15 protein-coding genes and 2 pseudogenes are annotated in these 16,348 nt (G+C 65.8%); 4 read left to right on the top strand and 13 right to left on the bottom strand.

The features are described from left to right. Positions 1 to 13: 13 nt before the first annotated feature. The 11 genes and pseudogenes from G4G31_RS28695 to G4G31_RS21415 form a co-directional block, all read right to left on the bottom strand. Positions 14 to 1,159 carry a FimV/HubP family polar landmark protein gene (locus tag G4G31_RS28695; protein WP_229425172.1) on the bottom strand — a complete coding sequence of 382 codons (1,146 nt, stop codon included), beginning with the start codon at positions 1,157 to 1,159 and terminating at the stop codon, positions 14 to 16. Next, positions 1,125 to 1,772 (bottom strand): FimV family protein, encoded by a 648-nt coding sequence (locus G4G31_RS29500; protein WP_374011267.1) that lies wholly within the window; start codon positions 1,770 to 1,772, stop codon positions 1,125 to 1,127. The genes G4G31_RS28695 and G4G31_RS29500 overlap by 35 nt, the downstream gene beginning before the upstream one ends. Then, positions 1,759 to 2,439 (bottom strand): FimV/HubP family polar landmark protein, encoded by a 681-nt coding sequence (locus G4G31_RS27075; protein ID WP_374011268.1) that lies wholly within the window; start codon positions 2,437 to 2,439, stop codon positions 1,759 to 1,761. The genes G4G31_RS29500 and G4G31_RS27075 overlap by 14 nt, the downstream gene beginning before the upstream one ends. A gap of 23 nt (positions 2,440 to 2,462) precedes the next feature. Continuing rightward, positions 2,463 to 3,086: a FimV family protein gene (locus G4G31_RS27080; protein WP_229425173.1), complete on the bottom strand. Its 624-nt coding sequence runs from the start codon at positions 3,084 to 3,086 to the stop codon at positions 2,463 to 2,465. Between the two features lie 312 nt (positions 3,087 to 3,398). After that, a complete protein-coding gene (asd, locus tag G4G31_RS21385; RefSeq protein WP_182989298.1) occupies positions 3,399 to 4,526 on the bottom strand; it encodes an aspartate-semialdehyde dehydrogenase in 1,128 nt (375 codons plus the stop codon). Positions 4,527 to 4,637: 111 nt separating this feature from the next. Continuing rightward, complete coding sequence (gene leuB, locus G4G31_RS21390; protein WP_182989299.1) at positions 4,638 to 5,711, bottom strand: 3-isopropylmalate dehydrogenase; 1,074 nt, start codon at positions 5,709 to 5,711, stop codon at positions 4,638 to 4,640. Between the two features lie 12 nt (positions 5,712 to 5,723). Next, positions 5,724 to 6,371: a 3-isopropylmalate dehydratase small subunit gene (gene leuD / locus G4G31_RS21395; RefSeq protein ID WP_182989300.1), complete on the bottom strand. Its 648-nt coding sequence runs from the start codon at positions 6,369 to 6,371 to the stop codon at positions 5,724 to 5,726. 42 nt (positions 6,372 to 6,413) lie between these two features. After that, positions 6,414 to 6,536, bottom strand: a complete 123-nt coding sequence (locus G4G31_RS21400; protein ID WP_182989301.1) for an entericidin A/B family lipoprotein — start codon at positions 6,534 to 6,536, stop codon at positions 6,414 to 6,416. A 44-nt stretch (positions 6,537 to 6,580) separates the two neighbouring features. Continuing rightward, positions 6,581 to 7,977 (bottom strand): annotated as a pseudogene (leuC, locus tag G4G31_RS21405) (3-isopropylmalate dehydratase large subunit). Positions 7,978 to 8,208: 231 nt separating this feature from the next. Beyond that, positions 8,209 to 10,115, bottom strand: a pseudogene (locus G4G31_RS21410) (chemotaxis protein CheA). Continuing rightward, positions 10,115 to 10,942 (bottom strand): protein phosphatase CheZ, encoded by an 828-nt coding sequence (locus G4G31_RS21415; protein WP_182989302.1) that lies wholly within the window; start codon positions 10,940 to 10,942, stop codon positions 10,115 to 10,117. The pseudogene G4G31_RS21410 and the gene G4G31_RS21415 overlap by 1 nt, the downstream one beginning before the upstream one ends. A 386-nt stretch (positions 10,943 to 11,328) precedes the next feature. Between G4G31_RS21415 and G4G31_RS21420 the strand changes: the two genes are divergently transcribed. The 3 genes from G4G31_RS21420 to G4G31_RS21430 all read left to right on the top strand — a co-directional run bounded on the left by G4G31_RS21420 (position 11,329) and on the right by G4G31_RS21430 (position 13,985). Further along, positions 11,329 to 11,796, top strand: coding sequence for a universal stress protein (locus G4G31_RS21420; protein WP_182989303.1), 468 nt, complete (start codon positions 11,329 to 11,331; stop codon positions 11,794 to 11,796). 84 nt (positions 11,797 to 11,880) lie between these two features. Beyond that, entirely contained in the window at positions 11,881 to 12,525 is a 645-nt protein-coding gene (locus G4G31_RS21425) for a response regulator transcription factor (RefSeq protein WP_182989304.1), read from the top strand. A 665-nt stretch (positions 12,526 to 13,190) separates the two neighbouring features. Next, complete coding sequence (locus G4G31_RS21430) at positions 13,191 to 13,985, top strand: Crp/Fnr family transcriptional regulator (protein ID WP_182991869.1); 795 nt, start codon at positions 13,191 to 13,193, stop codon at positions 13,983 to 13,985. Positions 13,986 to 14,097: 112 nt separating this feature from the next. Here the strand turns inward: G4G31_RS21430 and G4G31_RS21435 are convergent, their stop codons facing one another. Further along, positions 14,098 to 15,090 carry a hypothetical protein gene (locus tag G4G31_RS21435; protein ID WP_182989305.1) on the bottom strand — a complete coding sequence of 331 codons (993 nt, stop codon included), beginning with the start codon at positions 15,088 to 15,090 and terminating at the stop codon, positions 14,098 to 14,100. A 398-nt stretch (positions 15,091 to 15,488) separates the two neighbouring features. Beyond that, positions 15,489 to 15,689, bottom strand: a complete 201-nt coding sequence (locus G4G31_RS29505) for a glycine zipper 2TM domain-containing protein (protein WP_374011330.1) — start codon at positions 15,687 to 15,689, stop codon at positions 15,489 to 15,491. Between the two features lie 291 nt (positions 15,690 to 15,980). Between G4G31_RS29505 and G4G31_RS21445 the strand changes: the two genes are divergently transcribed. Continuing rightward, on the top strand, positions 15,981 to 16,280 hold the full coding sequence (locus G4G31_RS21445) for a hypothetical protein (RefSeq protein WP_182989307.1): 300 nt from the start codon (positions 15,981 to 15,983) through the stop codon (positions 16,278 to 16,280). Positions 16,281 to 16,348 lie beyond the last annotated feature (68 nt).

Genomic DNA, 16,348 nt, shown 5'->3' on the forward strand with positions numbered 1-16,348 from the left:
GCGGCCTGCAACCTCACGCGAGCTGGGCGCGCATGGCGCTGGCACGGCTGGACTGTTCGACGTTGCCACCCTTGATGACTTCGTCGAGCAGCTCGCGCGCACCTTCCTTGTCGCCGATTTCCTGGTAAGCGATCGCCAGGTCCAGCTTGGTTTCCATTTCCATCTGGGCCGGGGTCAGCTCGGCGCGCTCGCTGCTTTCCGCGGCGATGCTGTCGGTGCCGGCGTCAGGCAGCGGCTGGGCGGTGATCTCGCTGTCGCCAGATGGCAGCTCGAGGTCGAGGCCGCTCATGTCGAAGCGCGGCACCGGGGTGCCGGGGTTCGGGATGGCTGGCACCTCGTCCAGCGCGAACGGCTCGTCCTGGGGCGCGGCCGGTGCTGCAGGCTGGCCGAAGTCCAGGTTGTCGAGGTCGAACATCGCGTCCTTGCCGGCCGCGGCAGGCGCGTCGGCTAGCGGAGCCTCGTGGGCCGGCGCGGTGAGTTCGAGATCGGTGGAGCCGAAGTCGAACACCGGCTCTTCGGCCTGGCCGACCGGGGTCACCGGCGTGGTATCGGCCAGGCCGAAGTCCATCGCGTCGAGGTCGAACAGCGCGTCCTTGTTGTCAATGGCGGCCGGGGTCGCGGTGTCGCTTGCCAGGTCGAATCCGGTCGACGCCGCGTTCGTGTCGACGCCGCCCTGCTGCGCATCTTTCGACAGGTCGAGCACGAAGCCGTCGTCGGCCGCTGCGGTGTCTTGCGCCGCGGCAGGCGCGCTGGCCGGCGCGTCGAAGTTCATGTCGAAGGCCAGGTCGTCCAGGCTGCCGGCGGCTGGATCGACGACCGGCGTACCGGATGCCGGTTCGAGCGGCGCGAATGGCTCCATCTCGAATTGCAGGTCCGGCACCGCGGTCGCGTCGGTGTGGAGGACGGCGGCGCTGTCGGTGGCGGCAACCGGCTCGAAGCTCAGGCCACCCAGGTCGAAGTCGAGCAGGCTGTCGCCCGCTTCGGCGTTGGCGTCCAGGGACGCCGGCAAAGCGGTGGCATCCTGGCCGAGACCCATGCTCTCGAGGTCGAAACGGCTGTTGAGCGGCGCACCGGTCACGGCGTCGACCGTCGACGAAGGCATCAGGAGTTCCGAGTCGCCGCGGTTACGGAAAGCCTGTTCGAGCTGCTGCGACAGCACGGTCTGCGGACCGCCGTCGAGTATCGTTGCCGGGCCGGTCGTCGTTGCGGCAGCAGCAGCGGCGCCGGCGATGGCGGCGGCGCCGGCACCCCCGGGCGTACAGCGGGTTGGCAGGATCGAGCGTGTGGCCGAGTGCCGCGGCTTGCGCCCATTCCTCGCCCTGGCCGGCGCTCAAGCTGTAGAGCTCGGTAGCCTGCGCTTCGAACGCGCGCACATCCTTGCGGTTGGCGTAGATCTCGAGCAGCTTCAGGCGCACCGGATGGCGCGTCGGATCGTTGCGCAGGGCTTCCTTGAGGATGTCCTCGGCCTGGGTGTCGAAGTTATAGGCCAGGTACAGTTCGGCCTCGGCCAGCGGATCGACCTCGTTGGTGTCGAGCTGGCTGGCCGAAGGCGCGAAGCTGGAATTGAACACGCTGTCGTGGGTGTCGACCTTCTGGCCGCCGGTCTTGGCGAACAGCGAATTCGACGGCTGCGCGGCGCTGCCGAGGATAGTGGTCGTGGCGGGAGCCGACTTCGGCACCGGCTTTTGCTTGCGGCGCTGCGCCACGCCGAGCGCGGCCAGCAGCAGCACGCCGGCACCGGCGGCGAGATAGGCGATGTTATCCATCAGCATGTCGCCAAGGCCAGGCTCGGCCGGAGCAGCCTTCGGCGCGGTCTTGATTTTCGGGGCAACCGCGGGCGCGGCAGGTGCGGCCGTATCGGCCGCCGGCGCTTGCGCAGCCGGCGTTCCGGCGGCCGGCGCCCCGGCCGCCGTTGCCGGCGCCTTCGCCGCTTCGGCCGCGCGCTGGGCGGCGTCGGCACCGGCACCGTTCTTCACGGTGACGATCTTCTCCAGAGCGTTGACGTTGTTCTCGAGTTCCTTGACGCGCTGCTGGGCGTCGGCCAGTTCCTTTTCCTTCGCTACCGTGTCCTCGGCGGTCGTGGTCGCACCGCTGCCGCTGGCCTTCGTCGGCGGTGCCTTCGACAGGCGCAGCCGGTCGGCCGCTTCGTTGGCGGCGGTCGGGCGTTCCTCGACCTTGGCGGTGATGCGGCCGGTCGCACTCTGGCCGGCGGCGGCTCTCGCGCGCCGGGGCGCTGGTGGCCACCTGGCCGGCCAGCTTCGAGCGGTAGGCGTTGAAGTCGGCCGCGTGGGCGACCACGGTACCGTGCGCTTCGCCGGCATCGAGGCCACGCATCGTGTCGGCATCGGGTACCGACAGGATCTGGCCCGACTTCAGGCGGTTCATGTTGTTGCCGATGAAGGCGTCCGGGTTGGCGCGGTACAGGGCGACGAGCATCATGTCGAGCGAGACATCGACAGGCTTCAGGCGCCCCGCGATACGGCCGAGCGTATCGCCGGCGCGGACGCGGTAGCGCGACGGCGTGCCGCCGGCAGCGCTGGCAGTTGGTGCACCAGCCGGGGCGGCAGCGCCCTCGTCGGCACGGGCGGCGCGCGGTGCGCGTGCGGCCGGGGCACCACCGGCGGCCGGCGACGCGGCTGCACCCGGCGGGTGGTCGCAGCGCCCGCGGCCGCTGCGACCTGGGCCGACTGGGTCGTGCGCAGCTCGGCCGGGTCGAGGAGGAAGGTGTATTCGCGTACCAGGCGGCCGTTATTCCACGACAGCTCGAGCAGCAGGTCGACGAAGGGCTCGTTCAGCGGCTGCGGCGAGCTGATGCGCACGAACTGGCGGCCATTGCGCTGCTCGACCACGAAACGCAGCGACAGCAGGGCTGGATTGAATTCGATGTTGGCGGCGCGGTAGGCTTCAGGGCTGGCGAGTTTGGCGCCGAGACCGGCTGCTTCGTCGTTCGACACCGAGGTCAGTTCGATCTCGGCGCGCAGCGGCTGGCCGAGCGCGGACAGGACGGTCAGCTTTCCCAGTCCCGCAGCCGATGCCGCCGACGACAACAGCACTGCACTGGCGACCGCGGCGGTAATGGTTTTCAACGCGGACGACATGATCTGAGGGCGGCGATTCAATGGCATAGTGAAGTGCGAGATGGTTAGCTGGAGGAAACTACGGTTTCCGGGAGGTCTCAACATATCATCATGCACTGGAGCATGCAAGCTCTGCGGGGCGTAGGAGTCTGAAACTGTCGGTTAAGCGCGCAACCGCTGTTGTTTAGACAACAGCGGCGCGCTCCAAGCTTACTTCGGTGATAACAGATGTGATCAAAATTTTATTAGTCATTTACTCCGCTCAGCCTGTGAAAACGCCGCGAAACATCGCGGCGTCGGGAGGCTGGGCGGCGCCCTGTTTTACTTGTCCAGCACGATGCGCAGCATGCGGCGCAGCGGCTCGGCGGCGCCCCACAGCAACTGGTCGCCAACGGTAAAGGCCGACAGGTAGCTCGGTCCCATCGACATCTTGCGCAGGCGGCCGACCGGAATCGTCAAGCTGCCGGTCACGGCGGCCGGCGACAGGTCCCGCATCGAGGCTTCACGCGTGTTCGGCACCACCTTCACCCAGTCGTTGTGGGAGGCGATGATGTCGTTGATTTCGTCGAGCGGCACGTCCTTCGTCATCTTGATGGTCAGCGCCTGCGAATGGCAGCGCATCGCGCCGATGCGCACGCACAGGCCGTCGACGGGAATCGCTTTGGTGCCGAAACCGTCGCCGCGGCCGAGGATCTTGTTGGTCTCGGCGCCGGCCTTCCACTCTTCCTTCGACTGGCCGTTGCCCAGGTCCTTGTCGATCCAGGGAATCAGGTTGCCGGCCAGCGGCACGCCGAACTGCTTGGTTTCCTCAGGCGACAGGCCATGCTGGGTCGCCAGCACGGTGCGGTCGATTTCGAGGATGGCCGAGGCCGGGTCGTCCAGCAGCGGTTTCACCGCGCCGTTGATGGTGCCGAACTGGGTCAGCAGTTCGCGCATGTGCTGGGCGCCACCGCCGGAGGCTGCCTGGTAGGTCATGGAGGTCATCCACTCGACCAGGCCCTGCTCGAACAGGCCGCCCAGGCCCATCAGCATGCACGACACCGTGCAGTTGCCGCCGATGTAGTTCTTCACGCCGCGCGACATGGCGTTCTTGATGACGTCCTTGTTGACCGGGTCGAGCACGATGACGGCGTCGTCGTTCATGCGCAGGGTCGAGGCGGCATCGATCCAGTAGCCGTTCCAGCCGGCCGCGCGCAGCTTCGGGAAGACCTCGCTCGTGTAGTCGCCGCCCTGGCAGGAGATGATGATCTCGCATTTCGACAGCTCGGCGATGTCGCTGGCGCTCTTCAACCTGGTTTCGTTCTTCGCCATCTTCGGGGCGTCGCCGCCCGGATTCGACGTCGTGAAGAACACCGGCTCGATGAAGGCGAAATCGCCCTCGTCCTGCATGCGCTGCATCAGGACCGAACCGACCATACCGCGCCAACCTACCAGGCCTACTAATTTCATTTTTCGGAATTCCTATAACTATGATCGTCGTTTACTACATCATCGTTCACGCGTGGGGTCATCGAGGCCGGCGGCCTCGATGACGGTGCCCATCCTACGCGAGCACCGGCTTTACCTTAGTGCCTGCACCACCGCGTCGCCCATCTGTTCGGTGCCAACGCGCTGCGTGCCATCCTCAAATATATCCGGAGTCCGCAATCCTTGCTGGAGGACGCGCTTTACCGCCGCCTCGATGCGGTCAGCCTGCTCGGGCTTGCCGAGCGAATAGCGCAGCATCATCGCGCTTGACAAAATCGTCGCCAGTGGATTGGCAACGCCCTTGCCGGCAATGTCCGGTGCCGAGCCGTGCGAGGGTTCATATAGCCCCTTGTTGTCCGCGTCGAGCGAAGCGGAGGGCAACATGCCGATCGAGCCGGTCAGCATCGCGGCCGCGTCCGACAGGATGTCGCCGAACATGTTGCCGGTGACGATGACGTCGAATTTCTTCGGCGCGCGCACCAGCTGCATCGCCGCGTTATCGACATACATGTGTTCCAGCTGGACGTCCGGATAGTCCTTGTGCACGTCGGTGACGATGTCGCGCCAGAACTGGAAGGTCTCCAGCACATTGGCCTTGTCGACGCTGGTGACACGCTTGTCCCGCTTCCGCGCGGCCTGGAAGGCGACGTGGGCGATGCGGCGGATTTCGCCTTCGGCATAGCGCATCGTGTCGTAGCCTTCGCGCTGGCCCTTGAAGGGGCCGTCGGGGCATTCGCGCACGCCGCGCGGCTTGCCGAAATAGATGTCGCCGGTCAGTTCGCGGATGATGAGGATATCCAGCCCGGCCACGATCTCGGGTTTCAGGCTGGAGGCGCCGGCCAGCTCCGGATACAGGATGGCCGGACGCAGGTTGGCGAACAGGCCGAGCTCGCGGCGCAGTCCCAGGATGGCCTGCTCGGGGCGCAGCGCGCGCTCGAGCGTGTCGTATTTGAAATCGCCCACCGCACCGAACAGCACGGCGTCGGCCTCTTTCGCCAGCTTCAGCGTGGCTTCCGGCAGCGGATGGCCGTGCGCGGCATAGCCGGCGCCGCCCACTTCCGCACGCTCCATCTCGAACGATTCGCCCAGCGCATCGAGCACGCGCACGGCTTGCGCCATGATTTCGGGACCGATGCCGTCGCCCGGCAGGATGGCGATCTTGGTCATACGTGTAGCTTCCTAAATGGTGTTGACCAGCCAGGGCTGGCGTGCCAGGTGGCGTTCTTCGAAAGCGCGGATCTCGTCGGCGTGGCGCAGGGTCAGGCCGATGTCGTCCAGCCCATTGGTGAGGCAGTATTTGCGGAAGTCGTCGATGGCGAATTCGCACTTGACGCGCCCATCCGGCGTGCGCAGGACCTGTTGCGGCAGGTCGACGATCAGCCTGAAACCGATGGCGGCCTTGACCTCGTCGAAGAGGTGGTCGATCTGGGTATCAGGCAGCACGATCGGCAGCAGGCCGCTCTTGTAGCAGTTGTTGAAGAAGATGTCGGCAAAGCTCGGCGCGACAATCGCACGGAAGCCATACTGCTGCAGGGCCCAGGGCGCGTGCTCGCGCGAGGAGCCGCAGCCGAAGTTCTTGCGGGTCAGCAGGATCGAGGCGCCGGCATAGCGCGGCTGGTTCAGCACGAAGTCCGGGTTGAGCGGGCGATTGCTGCAATCCTGGCCCGGCTCGCCGTGGTCGAGATAGCGCCACTCATCGAACAGGTTCGGGCCGAAACCGGTGCGCCGGATCGACTTCAGGAACTGCTTCGGGATGATGGCGTCGGTGTCGACATTGGCGCGGTCGAGCGGCGCCACCAGGCCTTCGTGTACGGTGAATGTGTCCATGTTTGCGCGCGCCCGTCGTGTGGGTGGATTGGTGTGGGTGGATTATTTGCCGCCGGCGCCGGTGACGACCTTGCCGACCTTTTGCACGTCGCGGCCGAAACCGGAGACGGTGTTGCAGCCGGCGAGAACGAGGGCGATCAGCGAGAGAGCGAATACTTTTTTCATGGTGGTCCTGTATTACTTGTTCAGTGTGTGAAAATCGGCGGCACTCACAGTGCGCGCACGTCGACGAAATGGCCGGCGATGCCGGCGGCGGCGGCCATGGCCGGCGATACCAGGTGGGTGCGTCCGCCCTGCCCTTGCCGCCCTTCGAAATTGCGGTTCGAGGTCGAGGCGCAACGCTCGCCCGGCTCCAGGCGGTCGGCATTCATCGCCAGGCACATCGAGCAGCCCGGCTCGCGCCATTCGAAACCGGCGGCCTTGAAGATCTGGTCGAGGCCTTCGCGCTCGGCCTGCTCCTTCACCAGGCCGGAACCCGGCACGACCAGCGCCAGCTTGACGTTCGCGGCGCGCTGGCGCCCGCGCACGACGCTCGCCGCCGCGCGCAGGTCCTCGATGCGCGAATTCGTGCACGAGCCGATGAAGACCTTGTCGATGCGGATGTCTTCGATCGCCGTGTTCGGTTTGAGGTCCATGTAGAGCAGCGCTTTTTCGATGGCGTCGCGGCGTACGGCATCCTGTTCGCGGTCGGGGTCGGGCACGTGGCCGTCGATCGCCGTCACCATCTCGGGCGAGGTGCCCCAGGTGACCTGCGGGCGGATCTGCGTGGCGTCGAGCGTGACGACCAGGTCGAAGCGGGCGCCGGGGTCGGTGTGCAGCGTGCGCCAGTAGGCACAGGCCTGCTCCCACTGCTCGCCCTTCGGCGAGAACGGCCGGTCCTTGACGTAGTCGATGGTGGTCTGGTCGACGGCGACCATGCCGGCGCGCGCGCCCGCCTCGATCGCCATGTTACAGACCGTCATGCGCCCTTCCATCGACAGCGAACGGATGGTCGAGCCACCGAATTCGATGGCATACCCGGTGCCGCCGGCGGTGCCGATCCTGCCGATCACGGCCAGCACGATGTCCTTGGCCGTGACGCCTTTCGGCAGCGCGCCGTCGACCTGCACCAGCATCGCTTTCGATTTCTTTGCCAGCAGGGTTTGCGTGGCCAGCACGTGCTCGACTTCCGAGGTGCCGATGCCGTGGGCCAGGCAGCCGAAAGCGCCGTGGGTGGAGGTGTGCGAGTCGCCGCAGACGACCGTCATGCCCGGCAGCGTCGCCCCCTGCTCGGGCCCGATCACGTGGACGATGCCCGGCGGCGGTCGTTCATGTCGAAATAGGTGAGACCGAAGCGCTTCGCGTTGGCATCGAGCGTTTCGACCTGCAGGCGCGAGGTGGGGTCAAGGATGCCGGCGCGGCGGTCGGTGGTGGGCACGTTGTGGTCGGCCACGGCCAGGTTGGCACTCGTGCGCCAGAGCGGGCGGCCCGCCTCGCGCAGGCCCTCGAAGGCCTGCGGGCTGGTCACTTCATGGACCAGGTGGCGGTCGATGTAGAGCACCGTGGTGCCGTCCGCGTCGGCACGGACGACGTGCGATTCCCAGAGTTTGTCGTAGAGCGTCTTCATGCTGTGGTCCCTTGCGCCAGCCCCCTGTTTTGAAGGCGAAATTGATTATGCCATATTTGTGCAGTGCGGCAGTAATCGGGCCATTTTGCATCTTCCTGCTTATTTTTACCACTCCTTGCAAACAAAATTTGCATATAGCTCGCGTAATGCAAATAAAAAAAGCCTGCACAGAAGCTGTGCAGGCTTTTATTGCCAAGGCGCCGGAGCACCTTTTTTTACGCGGTTACCAGGTCAAGCGGCCATGCGCACGTTGCTGCGGCAGCCGTCCATCAGGAAGGACAGGCCCACCACCAGCACCAGTTCGCCTTCGGCCGAACGCGCGGTACCGGTGATGCCTTCGACGGTCAGCGCCGTCATCGGCTTGATCACCAGGTCGGCCGTGCCATCGACCGCTTCCACCGCCAGGATGTAGGGCTGCGGCGCATTGATGACGATGCCGACGCGTTCGACAGCTTCCTCGTAGCCGAGCGAACCGGCCAGCGAACGCACCGGCAGCGGACGGCCCTGGTCCTTCAGCACCGGGGCGCCGCCGACCATCGAGAAGGTTTCCGGCAGCTCGACCACGCGCTCGACCACGGCCATCGGCAGCGCCAGCGAAGCGCCGGACGTGGAGACCAGCATGGTCGGCACGATCGACAGTTCGATCGGCAGGCGGATCGCGAACTTGGTGCCGTGGCCGAGCGAGGAATCGATGCGGATCGCGCCGCGGTTCTTTTCCACCGCGGTCTTCACCACGTCCATGCCGACGCCGCGGCCCGAGACCGAGGAAGCGACTTCCTTGGTCGAGAAGCCCGGCAGGAACACCAGCTGGTAGGCGTCGTCGTCGTTCGGGGCGCCGTTCTCGCCGATCAGGCCCTTGTCGATGGCCTTGCGACGCAGCTTGACCGGGTCCATGCCCTTGCCGTCATCCTGCAGCACGATCATGACGCTGTTCGCTTCCTGCCAGGCTTTGAGCAGGATGAAGGCCTTGGCCGGCTTGCCCGCGGCGACACGTTCTTCCGGCGACTCGACACCGTGGTCGAGCGCGTTACGCAGCATGTGCACCAGCGGGTCGTACAGGCTGTCCACGACGACGCGGTCGACTTCCGTCTCGGCGCCTTCGATGGTCAGCTCGACGTCCTTGCCGAGGTCCTTCGCCAGTTCGCGCACGAGGCGCGGGAACTTCTGGAACAGGCGGCCCACCGGCTGCATGCGCGTTGCCAGCGTGGCACGCTGCAGTTCGGCCGAATAGCGTGAAGCACGTTCCAGCGTTTCGGTCAGCGTCGCCATCAGCGTGGCGGCCTGGCCTTCGAACTTGAACTGCGACAGGCGTTCGAGCAGCACGGCAGCCTGGTTGGCGGCCTGCACCGATTCGCCGGCCACTTCCAGCAGCGCGTCGAGCTTGACGGCATCGATACGGATGCTTTCGTCCTTGGCCGGCGCCGCCGCGGCACGCGCTTCGGCGACCTTGGCGTCGCTACGACGCTCGGTGCCGTCCCAGCCCGGCCGGGCACCGGCAGGGGCCGATGCGGTAACCGACACGGCAGCGGGGCGGCAGCGGCGGGGGCATCGGCCGGCGTGCTGGCCGGTGCAGGGGCCGCTGGCGCGGCGCCAGTCGGGATCGCGGCGCTGGCCGGCACGACGGCGTTGAACATCGCCGTCCAGTCAAGGCCATCGGCGCCAGGGGCAGGCACGGCGGCAGGTGCGGCCACTACGGGAGCAGCGGCAACCGGGGCCGGCGCAGGCGCTGCCACCGGTGCAGGCGCGGCTTGCGCCTTGCCTTCGATCGCCTCTTTCAGGATGCGTTCCGGGGCTTCCGGCATCGGTGCCAGCGCTTCCGGCGCGGTGCCGTTGTTCAGGTCGTTCAGCTGGTCGGCAACGAAGCCCGATGCCTCCAGCGCCGCTTCGATCGACAGCGGCGTGACCGGCGCGGCGCCGGTGCGCAGCGCGTCGAACAGGTTCTCGGTCAGGTGGCAGGCTGCGACCAGCGCAGGCAAGCCCATGAAGCCGGCACCGCCCTTGATCGTGTGGAAGGACCGGAACACCGCGTTCAGCGTTTCCTTGTTCTCCGGATCGCGTTCGAGGCGCAGCAGGTGCTCTTCAACATTGACCGCCAGATCCATCGCCTCGACGACGAAATCCTTGAGCATATCGTCCATTAGAATCCCAGATCGGCAAGAAGATCGTCGACGTTATCCTGGTCCAGCGCCGCTTCCGGCACCGACGGTCCTTGCATCAGTTGCACGGGCGCGGCTTCTTTTTCGGCCAGCTTGGCGCGGGTTTCTGGCGGCGCGTTGTCGCGCAGCAGCTGGGCCAGCTCGTTCTCGACCGTCTTGGTGATGGTCACGACTTTCTTGATCAGCTGGCCGGTGATGTCCTGGAAGTCCTGCGCCATCATGATTTCCAGCAGGCGCGACTTCTCCAGTTCGGTCGCTTCCGCGACGGCGGCGGCAAACTGGCGCGAATCGCCGGCCAGGGCCTTGAACTCGTCCAGGCTGAGCTTGCCGGAGAACAGGTCGGCCCAGCGGGTCTCCATGTCGGCGGCCTGCTTCGACAGCTTGTCCTGTGCCGGCATGCCTTCGTCCAGGGTGTTGAGCACCTTGTTGGCGGCCTGCTCGGTCAGGGTGGCGACGTATTCCAGGCGGTCCTGGGCATCGTTGATCTGGCTCGACGCCTCGGTCAGCGCGCGGTCGTAGCCGAGCTCGCGCAGCGAGTCGTGCAGCAGACGCACGATGCCGCCGAGGCGCTCGTACATGTTCTTGTCGCCCTCGCCGCCTTCGGTGGCGGCAGGCGCGGCGGCCTGCGCTGCCGGGGCAGCGGCGGCGGGTGCGCTGGTCATTGCCACCTGGTCGAACAGGGCTTCCAGGTCGTCCTCGTCGGCTGCGGGCGCAGCCGCGGCAGGCGCCGGCGCAACCGCAGGCGCACTATCGCGCTGGGCTGCCACTTCCTCGAATAAGGCGTCGAAATCGTCGGCGGCGTCGGTCATAATCCCTGCTTCTCCATAATAAATAAGTGTCGCGTTCAGCGGCTTCGGTCCGGTGGATGCGGACTTCCGTGCGCGTCATGCGTATCGCTGGAAGCCCCAAAATTCAGTAAGCGAGTGTAGCAGCGTAGTTGCCGTAGGTAAATCTCCTAAAACGCACTACACCAAAATGGACAAGGAATCTTAATTCCGGGACAATAAAACCGCGCAGTTCCTGAATATTTTCGCAAGCAAGGTGTTGTTTTGTGGTCGCACCGATTGTGCATGCTTTTTCGGCGTGGCCAGAAGTAGCGGACTCATGTTTGAGCGAAGTCAACTGCTTGCGCCATCACAATCGCCGCGCTGCATAGGACGGGCCACAATATCGTGGCGTTTTCGGAGGGCTCATCATGTACCGGAAGATCCTGATCACCACCGACGGTTCCACCGTGTCGCAGCACACGGCCTGCGCCGGCGTCAAGTTCGCGCACCAGATGGGGGCCGAAGTGCTGGCCCTGTTCGTGGCGCCCGAATACCAATATCCCGTGTATGTCGAAATCATTCCCCCCTCCTACCCCAGCGAGGAGGAATACATCGCCCAGATGCGCCGCACCGGCGAGGAATACATGGGCCGCATCATGCGTTCCTGCGCCCAGGCCGAGCTGCAGCACAGCTGCATGACCGCCTTTTCCGACGCCACCGCCCTCAAGATCGTCGACGTCGCCGAGCAGGAAGGCTGCGACCTGATCTTCATGGGCTCGCACGGGCGCAGCGGCTGGGGCCAGATCCTGCTGGGCAGCGTCACCAACAAGGTGCTGTCGCATACGACCAGGCCGGTCCTGGTGCACCGCCTGATCAACGAACCGGTCGCAAGCTGACCGCCGCTGTTAGCCCATGATTTGCACGCCACCCCGGCGTGCTTGCCATATCGAGCGCGGCCGTCCCGCGCGGGAGAGTAACTCATGATAAGAATCGTCATTGCGGATGACCACACCATCATGCGCGAAGGCCTCAAGCGCATCCTCGACGGCGCGCTCGACGTCGAAATTGTCGGCGAAGCAACCAATGGATTCGAGGTGCTGACCCTGGTGCGCCAGGGCGGCTTCGACCTGTTGCTGCTCGACTTGTCGATGCCAGGCCGCAGCGGCGTCGACCTGATCCGCCAGGTGCGCAGCGAAGCGCCGAAACTGGCGGTCCTGATCCTGACCATGCACGAGGAAGAGCAATACGCGGTACGGGCAATCCGCGCTGGCGCCCAGGGCTATCTCACCAAGGAAAGCGCGGGCACCCAGCTGGTCGGCGCCATCCGCAAGGTCGCCTCCGGCCGCCCGTATATCAGTACCGAAGTGGCCGAGCAGCTGGCGCTGAACATCATGGCGCCAAACGAGCAATTGCTGCACAAACAACTGTCGGACCGCGAGTTCGAGGTCTTTTCGCTACTGGTCGGCGGCAAGTCGATCACCGAAATCGCGAACAACCTGCACCTGTCCGTGAAAACGGTCAGCACCCACAAGACCCGGATCATGCAGAAGATGGGCATGACCTCCTTGTCGGAAATGGTGCAATACGCCGTGGCGCATCGCCTGCTGTCGCCGATGAAGGCCTGACGCGGGGCACGCCGCCGCTGCGGGCGGTCGGGGCACGGTAGGGGGACGCCCCGCGCCCTGCCCCGTACTGCGCCGCCGGACGACGCCTGCGCCGCTGCCAGGCTGCTGGTATCCTTGCTGCCGGTAAACGCGCTGCCCGTGTGCCCTGCCGGTGTCGCCGCTGCCGCGCTTCCGACCCTGCTCCTGCCCGCCGCTGCAGGGTGCCCCGCGTAGGAGTACGCCGTTGAGCGCCCGCCCCACCCGGAAGTCGGGCACGCGCTAACAGTATTGGACACCGCTGCGTGGCATTTTGTGCCATGCCAGCCACGCACTCCTCGGCGCCATGGCCCGCCCAGGGCAACAGGATGCAGCCTCGGGCACCCGGCGACGCCCCGCACCGGTCAGACGATTCCTACAGTCCTACCTACTCTCCTACCTACACATTCAGGCATTGCTGATACCAATGCCGAACTCGTGTTGGCATACTGAATTCAGCGTATCGACTTGCTTGCGATCTAATTTCTCTCCGTAAGCCAAGCCTGCCGCTTGATGAATCCTATTGAAGCACCCGGTAGCGGCTCCCATCCGAGGGTTGCACCAGACAGATTTCTTCACTGGAGAAGAGCATGCAGTCCCAGCAAACGCCAGAACAACGCAACGCCTCGTCGACCATGCATTCCACTCCGATGGAAGCCGGCCGCCAACGCCAGGGCCGCCTGTGGTCCAACCTGAAAGAAGTCTGCGACCTGCTCCATATTCCGGCCGCCGTTTCGATCAATTCCGAAGAGCTCCTGTTCCAGCACGTGCAGTTCAAGACGGGCCAGCGCGTGCACACCATCGGCCAGGCCTTCGACACCCTGTACATCGTCAACTCCGGCTTCCTGAAAACGGTGCTGATCGACGAATTCGGCAACGAACAGGTGCTGAGCTTCCCCATGAAGGGCGACATGCTCGGCGTCGACGGCATCCACACCCGCCACTATGCTTCCGAGGCCGTGGCCCTGTCCGACTGCGACCTGATCCTGCTGCCGTTCAAGAAGCTGACCGCCCTCGGTCGCGTCCACATGGAGCTGGAAAACCTGATGTACGGCGTCATGAGCCGCGAACTGGTGCGGGAACAGGCCATGATCGGCATGCTCGGCGCCCTGTCGGCCGAGGCACGCGTGGCACGCTTCCTGGTCTCGCTGGCGGACCGCTTCGCCGCGATGGGTTACTCGAGCAAGCTGTTCAACCTGCGCATGACGCGCCACGAGATCGGCAGCTACCTGGGCCTGACCCTGGAAACCGTCAGCCGTACCTTGTCGGCCTTCAACGAAATCGGGCTGATCACGGTCGACCAGCGCACCATCGGCATCAAGGATGCGGAAGCACTGAAAACCCTGCGCCGCCTGCCACCTTCGCGCTCGCGCACCAAGGCGGCCAATGCCAAGAAGGCCGAGATGGACGCGGCCGGCGGCGACCAGGTACTGGCCACGGCCTGACCGGGGCAGCGCCGGGTTCGCCCGGCAGGCCGGAACGGCTCCGGCATGGCGGTTTCAATCGAAGCCGCCCTGCCGGAGCCGTCGTTTTTGTCCGTGCCGCGTGGGAGCGGTTTTACCGCGGCTGCGCCGGCGCGCGCCCCGCCGTGGCCGCAGTGGCTGCGGGCGCGCCTGGCGGCAGACCGGCCAGGTGTTTCTGGACCGCCGTGCTGAACGCAGGCATGTCGAAGTGCTGCGGGTCGTCGTGCCCGTCAGCATAGGCTTGGTCGATCACCGCATGGAAGGCAGGAATAAGCCACACCCCGCTACGCGCGCTTGCCACCACATAGAGCAGCGCGAGCCGTTCATATTGCCGCGGCGTGAAGCCGGGCGTGGGCGCGTCGAGGTCGTTCGGCTCCTTGCCGGGCGCAGGGATCCTCGGCCTGCCGATCCGTGGCTGGATGTTTTCCACGCCGACGAACACACCTGCTTTCGCCGGCACATCGACGCAGGTTTCGAATTTCGTTGTCGCAATCGGGTCGGCAAAGTCGACCTCGGTGATCGAGTCCCCGACGCGGTTGGTGAAGGCATGCGCGATGCGATCGGGAGCCCGCTTTGGATGACCGAGAAAATCCTTGTTGGAAATCCAGCTGGCCTCGTCCCGGTTCGGCGGAAATTCGCCCTGGGTCGGACAGGCAGCCGAGCGCTTTTTCTTCGAACAATTCGGCGCGCTGGTATCGTGAATGATGAAGTAGTTCGCCTGTATCCGCCTGCCAAGGGGCCCGCCGAGGATGCCCGCCCCGGTGCCTTGCGCATCGAGCAGGGTTTGTACCGCACGGATATCCGGCGCGGGCGTGCCGGCCAGTTCCTTCAGGAAGGGCGTGATGGTCTCGCCGCCGATGCTGGCGCCGCGCTTCACCTCGCGCGTCAGGCAGGCGGCCTGCTGCGCCGGCGTTCCCGCGAAGCGTTTCGTGGCGGGGTCGAACTTGCACAAGCCGGCCCTTGCCTGCTGTGCATTGATGCCGGCCTTGAGATCGCATTTTTTTGCGGTCGACGCCGTGGCGTCGATTGCCAGCGCCAGTAGCGCCGCCGCGCCTGCGAGCCGCCCTATTCCCAGGATGCCTGCCATGTCGCCTCCCTGTGTCCGATCGGTGGAATTCCTCTCCGCTCGGCTAGCCAGTGGATCGCGCGCCCGGCGGAACCTGCCAACGCTTGCTCGACTTCCATGGGCGAATACGGCTGCGTCTGCCCACCCGAGCAGTATAGCAGCGAGGCTTATCGAAAAGACCAGAGAACGAGCCCTGCCTGGCCCGAAAAAAGACAGATGGGCAGGCGCATGCATGCGCAGGCACCCTGCTGCGCCACGCCTGGCCGGCGAACCCGGGAACGGCTATCGCCACAGGGCAGCGTGCCGTGCCATGATTTTCCCGCCCGGCGGCGCTCCGCGCTTTTATTGATCGCGCGACAGCACCCCGTTGTTCACCCGCACCGCATCGCCCACGCGGAAGCCGGGATCGTTGTCGTATTTCAGGGTTTGCGTGGCATTGTTCCCGCCGTAGCGCACGACCACCTCGTAGCGCTGGCTGCGGTGCGCATTGCGTTCGATGTTGCGGCCGACGATGCCGCCCCGACCGCGCCGGCCACCGTCGCCGCCGTACGGCCGCTGCCGCTGCCGACCTGGTTGCCCAGCAGGGCACCGACCACAGCGCCGCCCGCCGTTCCCATCATGCCGGCCTCGCCTTGCACCTGGACGACGTTGACCGCCTCCACGGTTGCGCAATTGGTACAGTAACGCGCCGTCTGCGGCGTTGCGGTCGCGCGTTGCGCCGCCAGCTCGCGTCGCGTCGGCGGGGTCGCACCCCGCGTACCAACGGCTCGCGCAGGGTGGCGCTGACGAAACGCGGCCCCAGACGCAGGTCGGCACTGGCCGTGCCGCCATTCCTGATCCGGTCGTGCGCGCCGACCGTGTAGCTGCCGACGTAATGGCCGGGATCGAGCTCGGAGAGGCGCAGGTTGCGCGTGGCACCCTCGATTTTCACCGTCGCCTCGGCGCCGGACGTGCCCACCAGATCGAAACGCAGCTCGACTCCGGGGGGCGATGCGCCCGACCTCGTCGACGCCGAAACCGCGGATCTCGGGCACCGGCAGCTGGTCGCGCGCGTGCTGCTGGGCCAGGGCCGGCAGCGGCGCCAGCGCCATCGGGCCGAGCGGAAGCAGCGCGCACAGCAGGCTGGACAGGATTGCACGACTTTTCATTATTTCCTCCAACACATAAGCCAGGTCCGGGAGGACCCCAATGAGAGGAAATTACGCCTGTAGGGTTGCGCTCACCGTGCGGGAACGTACCCTGCATGACCGGCAGCGCCATGGCAGGCCGCTTCGCCCGC

The organism is Massilia sp. Se16.2.3, assembly GCF_014171595.1.
In the GTDB taxonomy this organism is placed as follows: domain Bacteria; phylum Pseudomonadota; class Gammaproteobacteria; order Burkholderiales; family Burkholderiaceae_D; genus Telluria.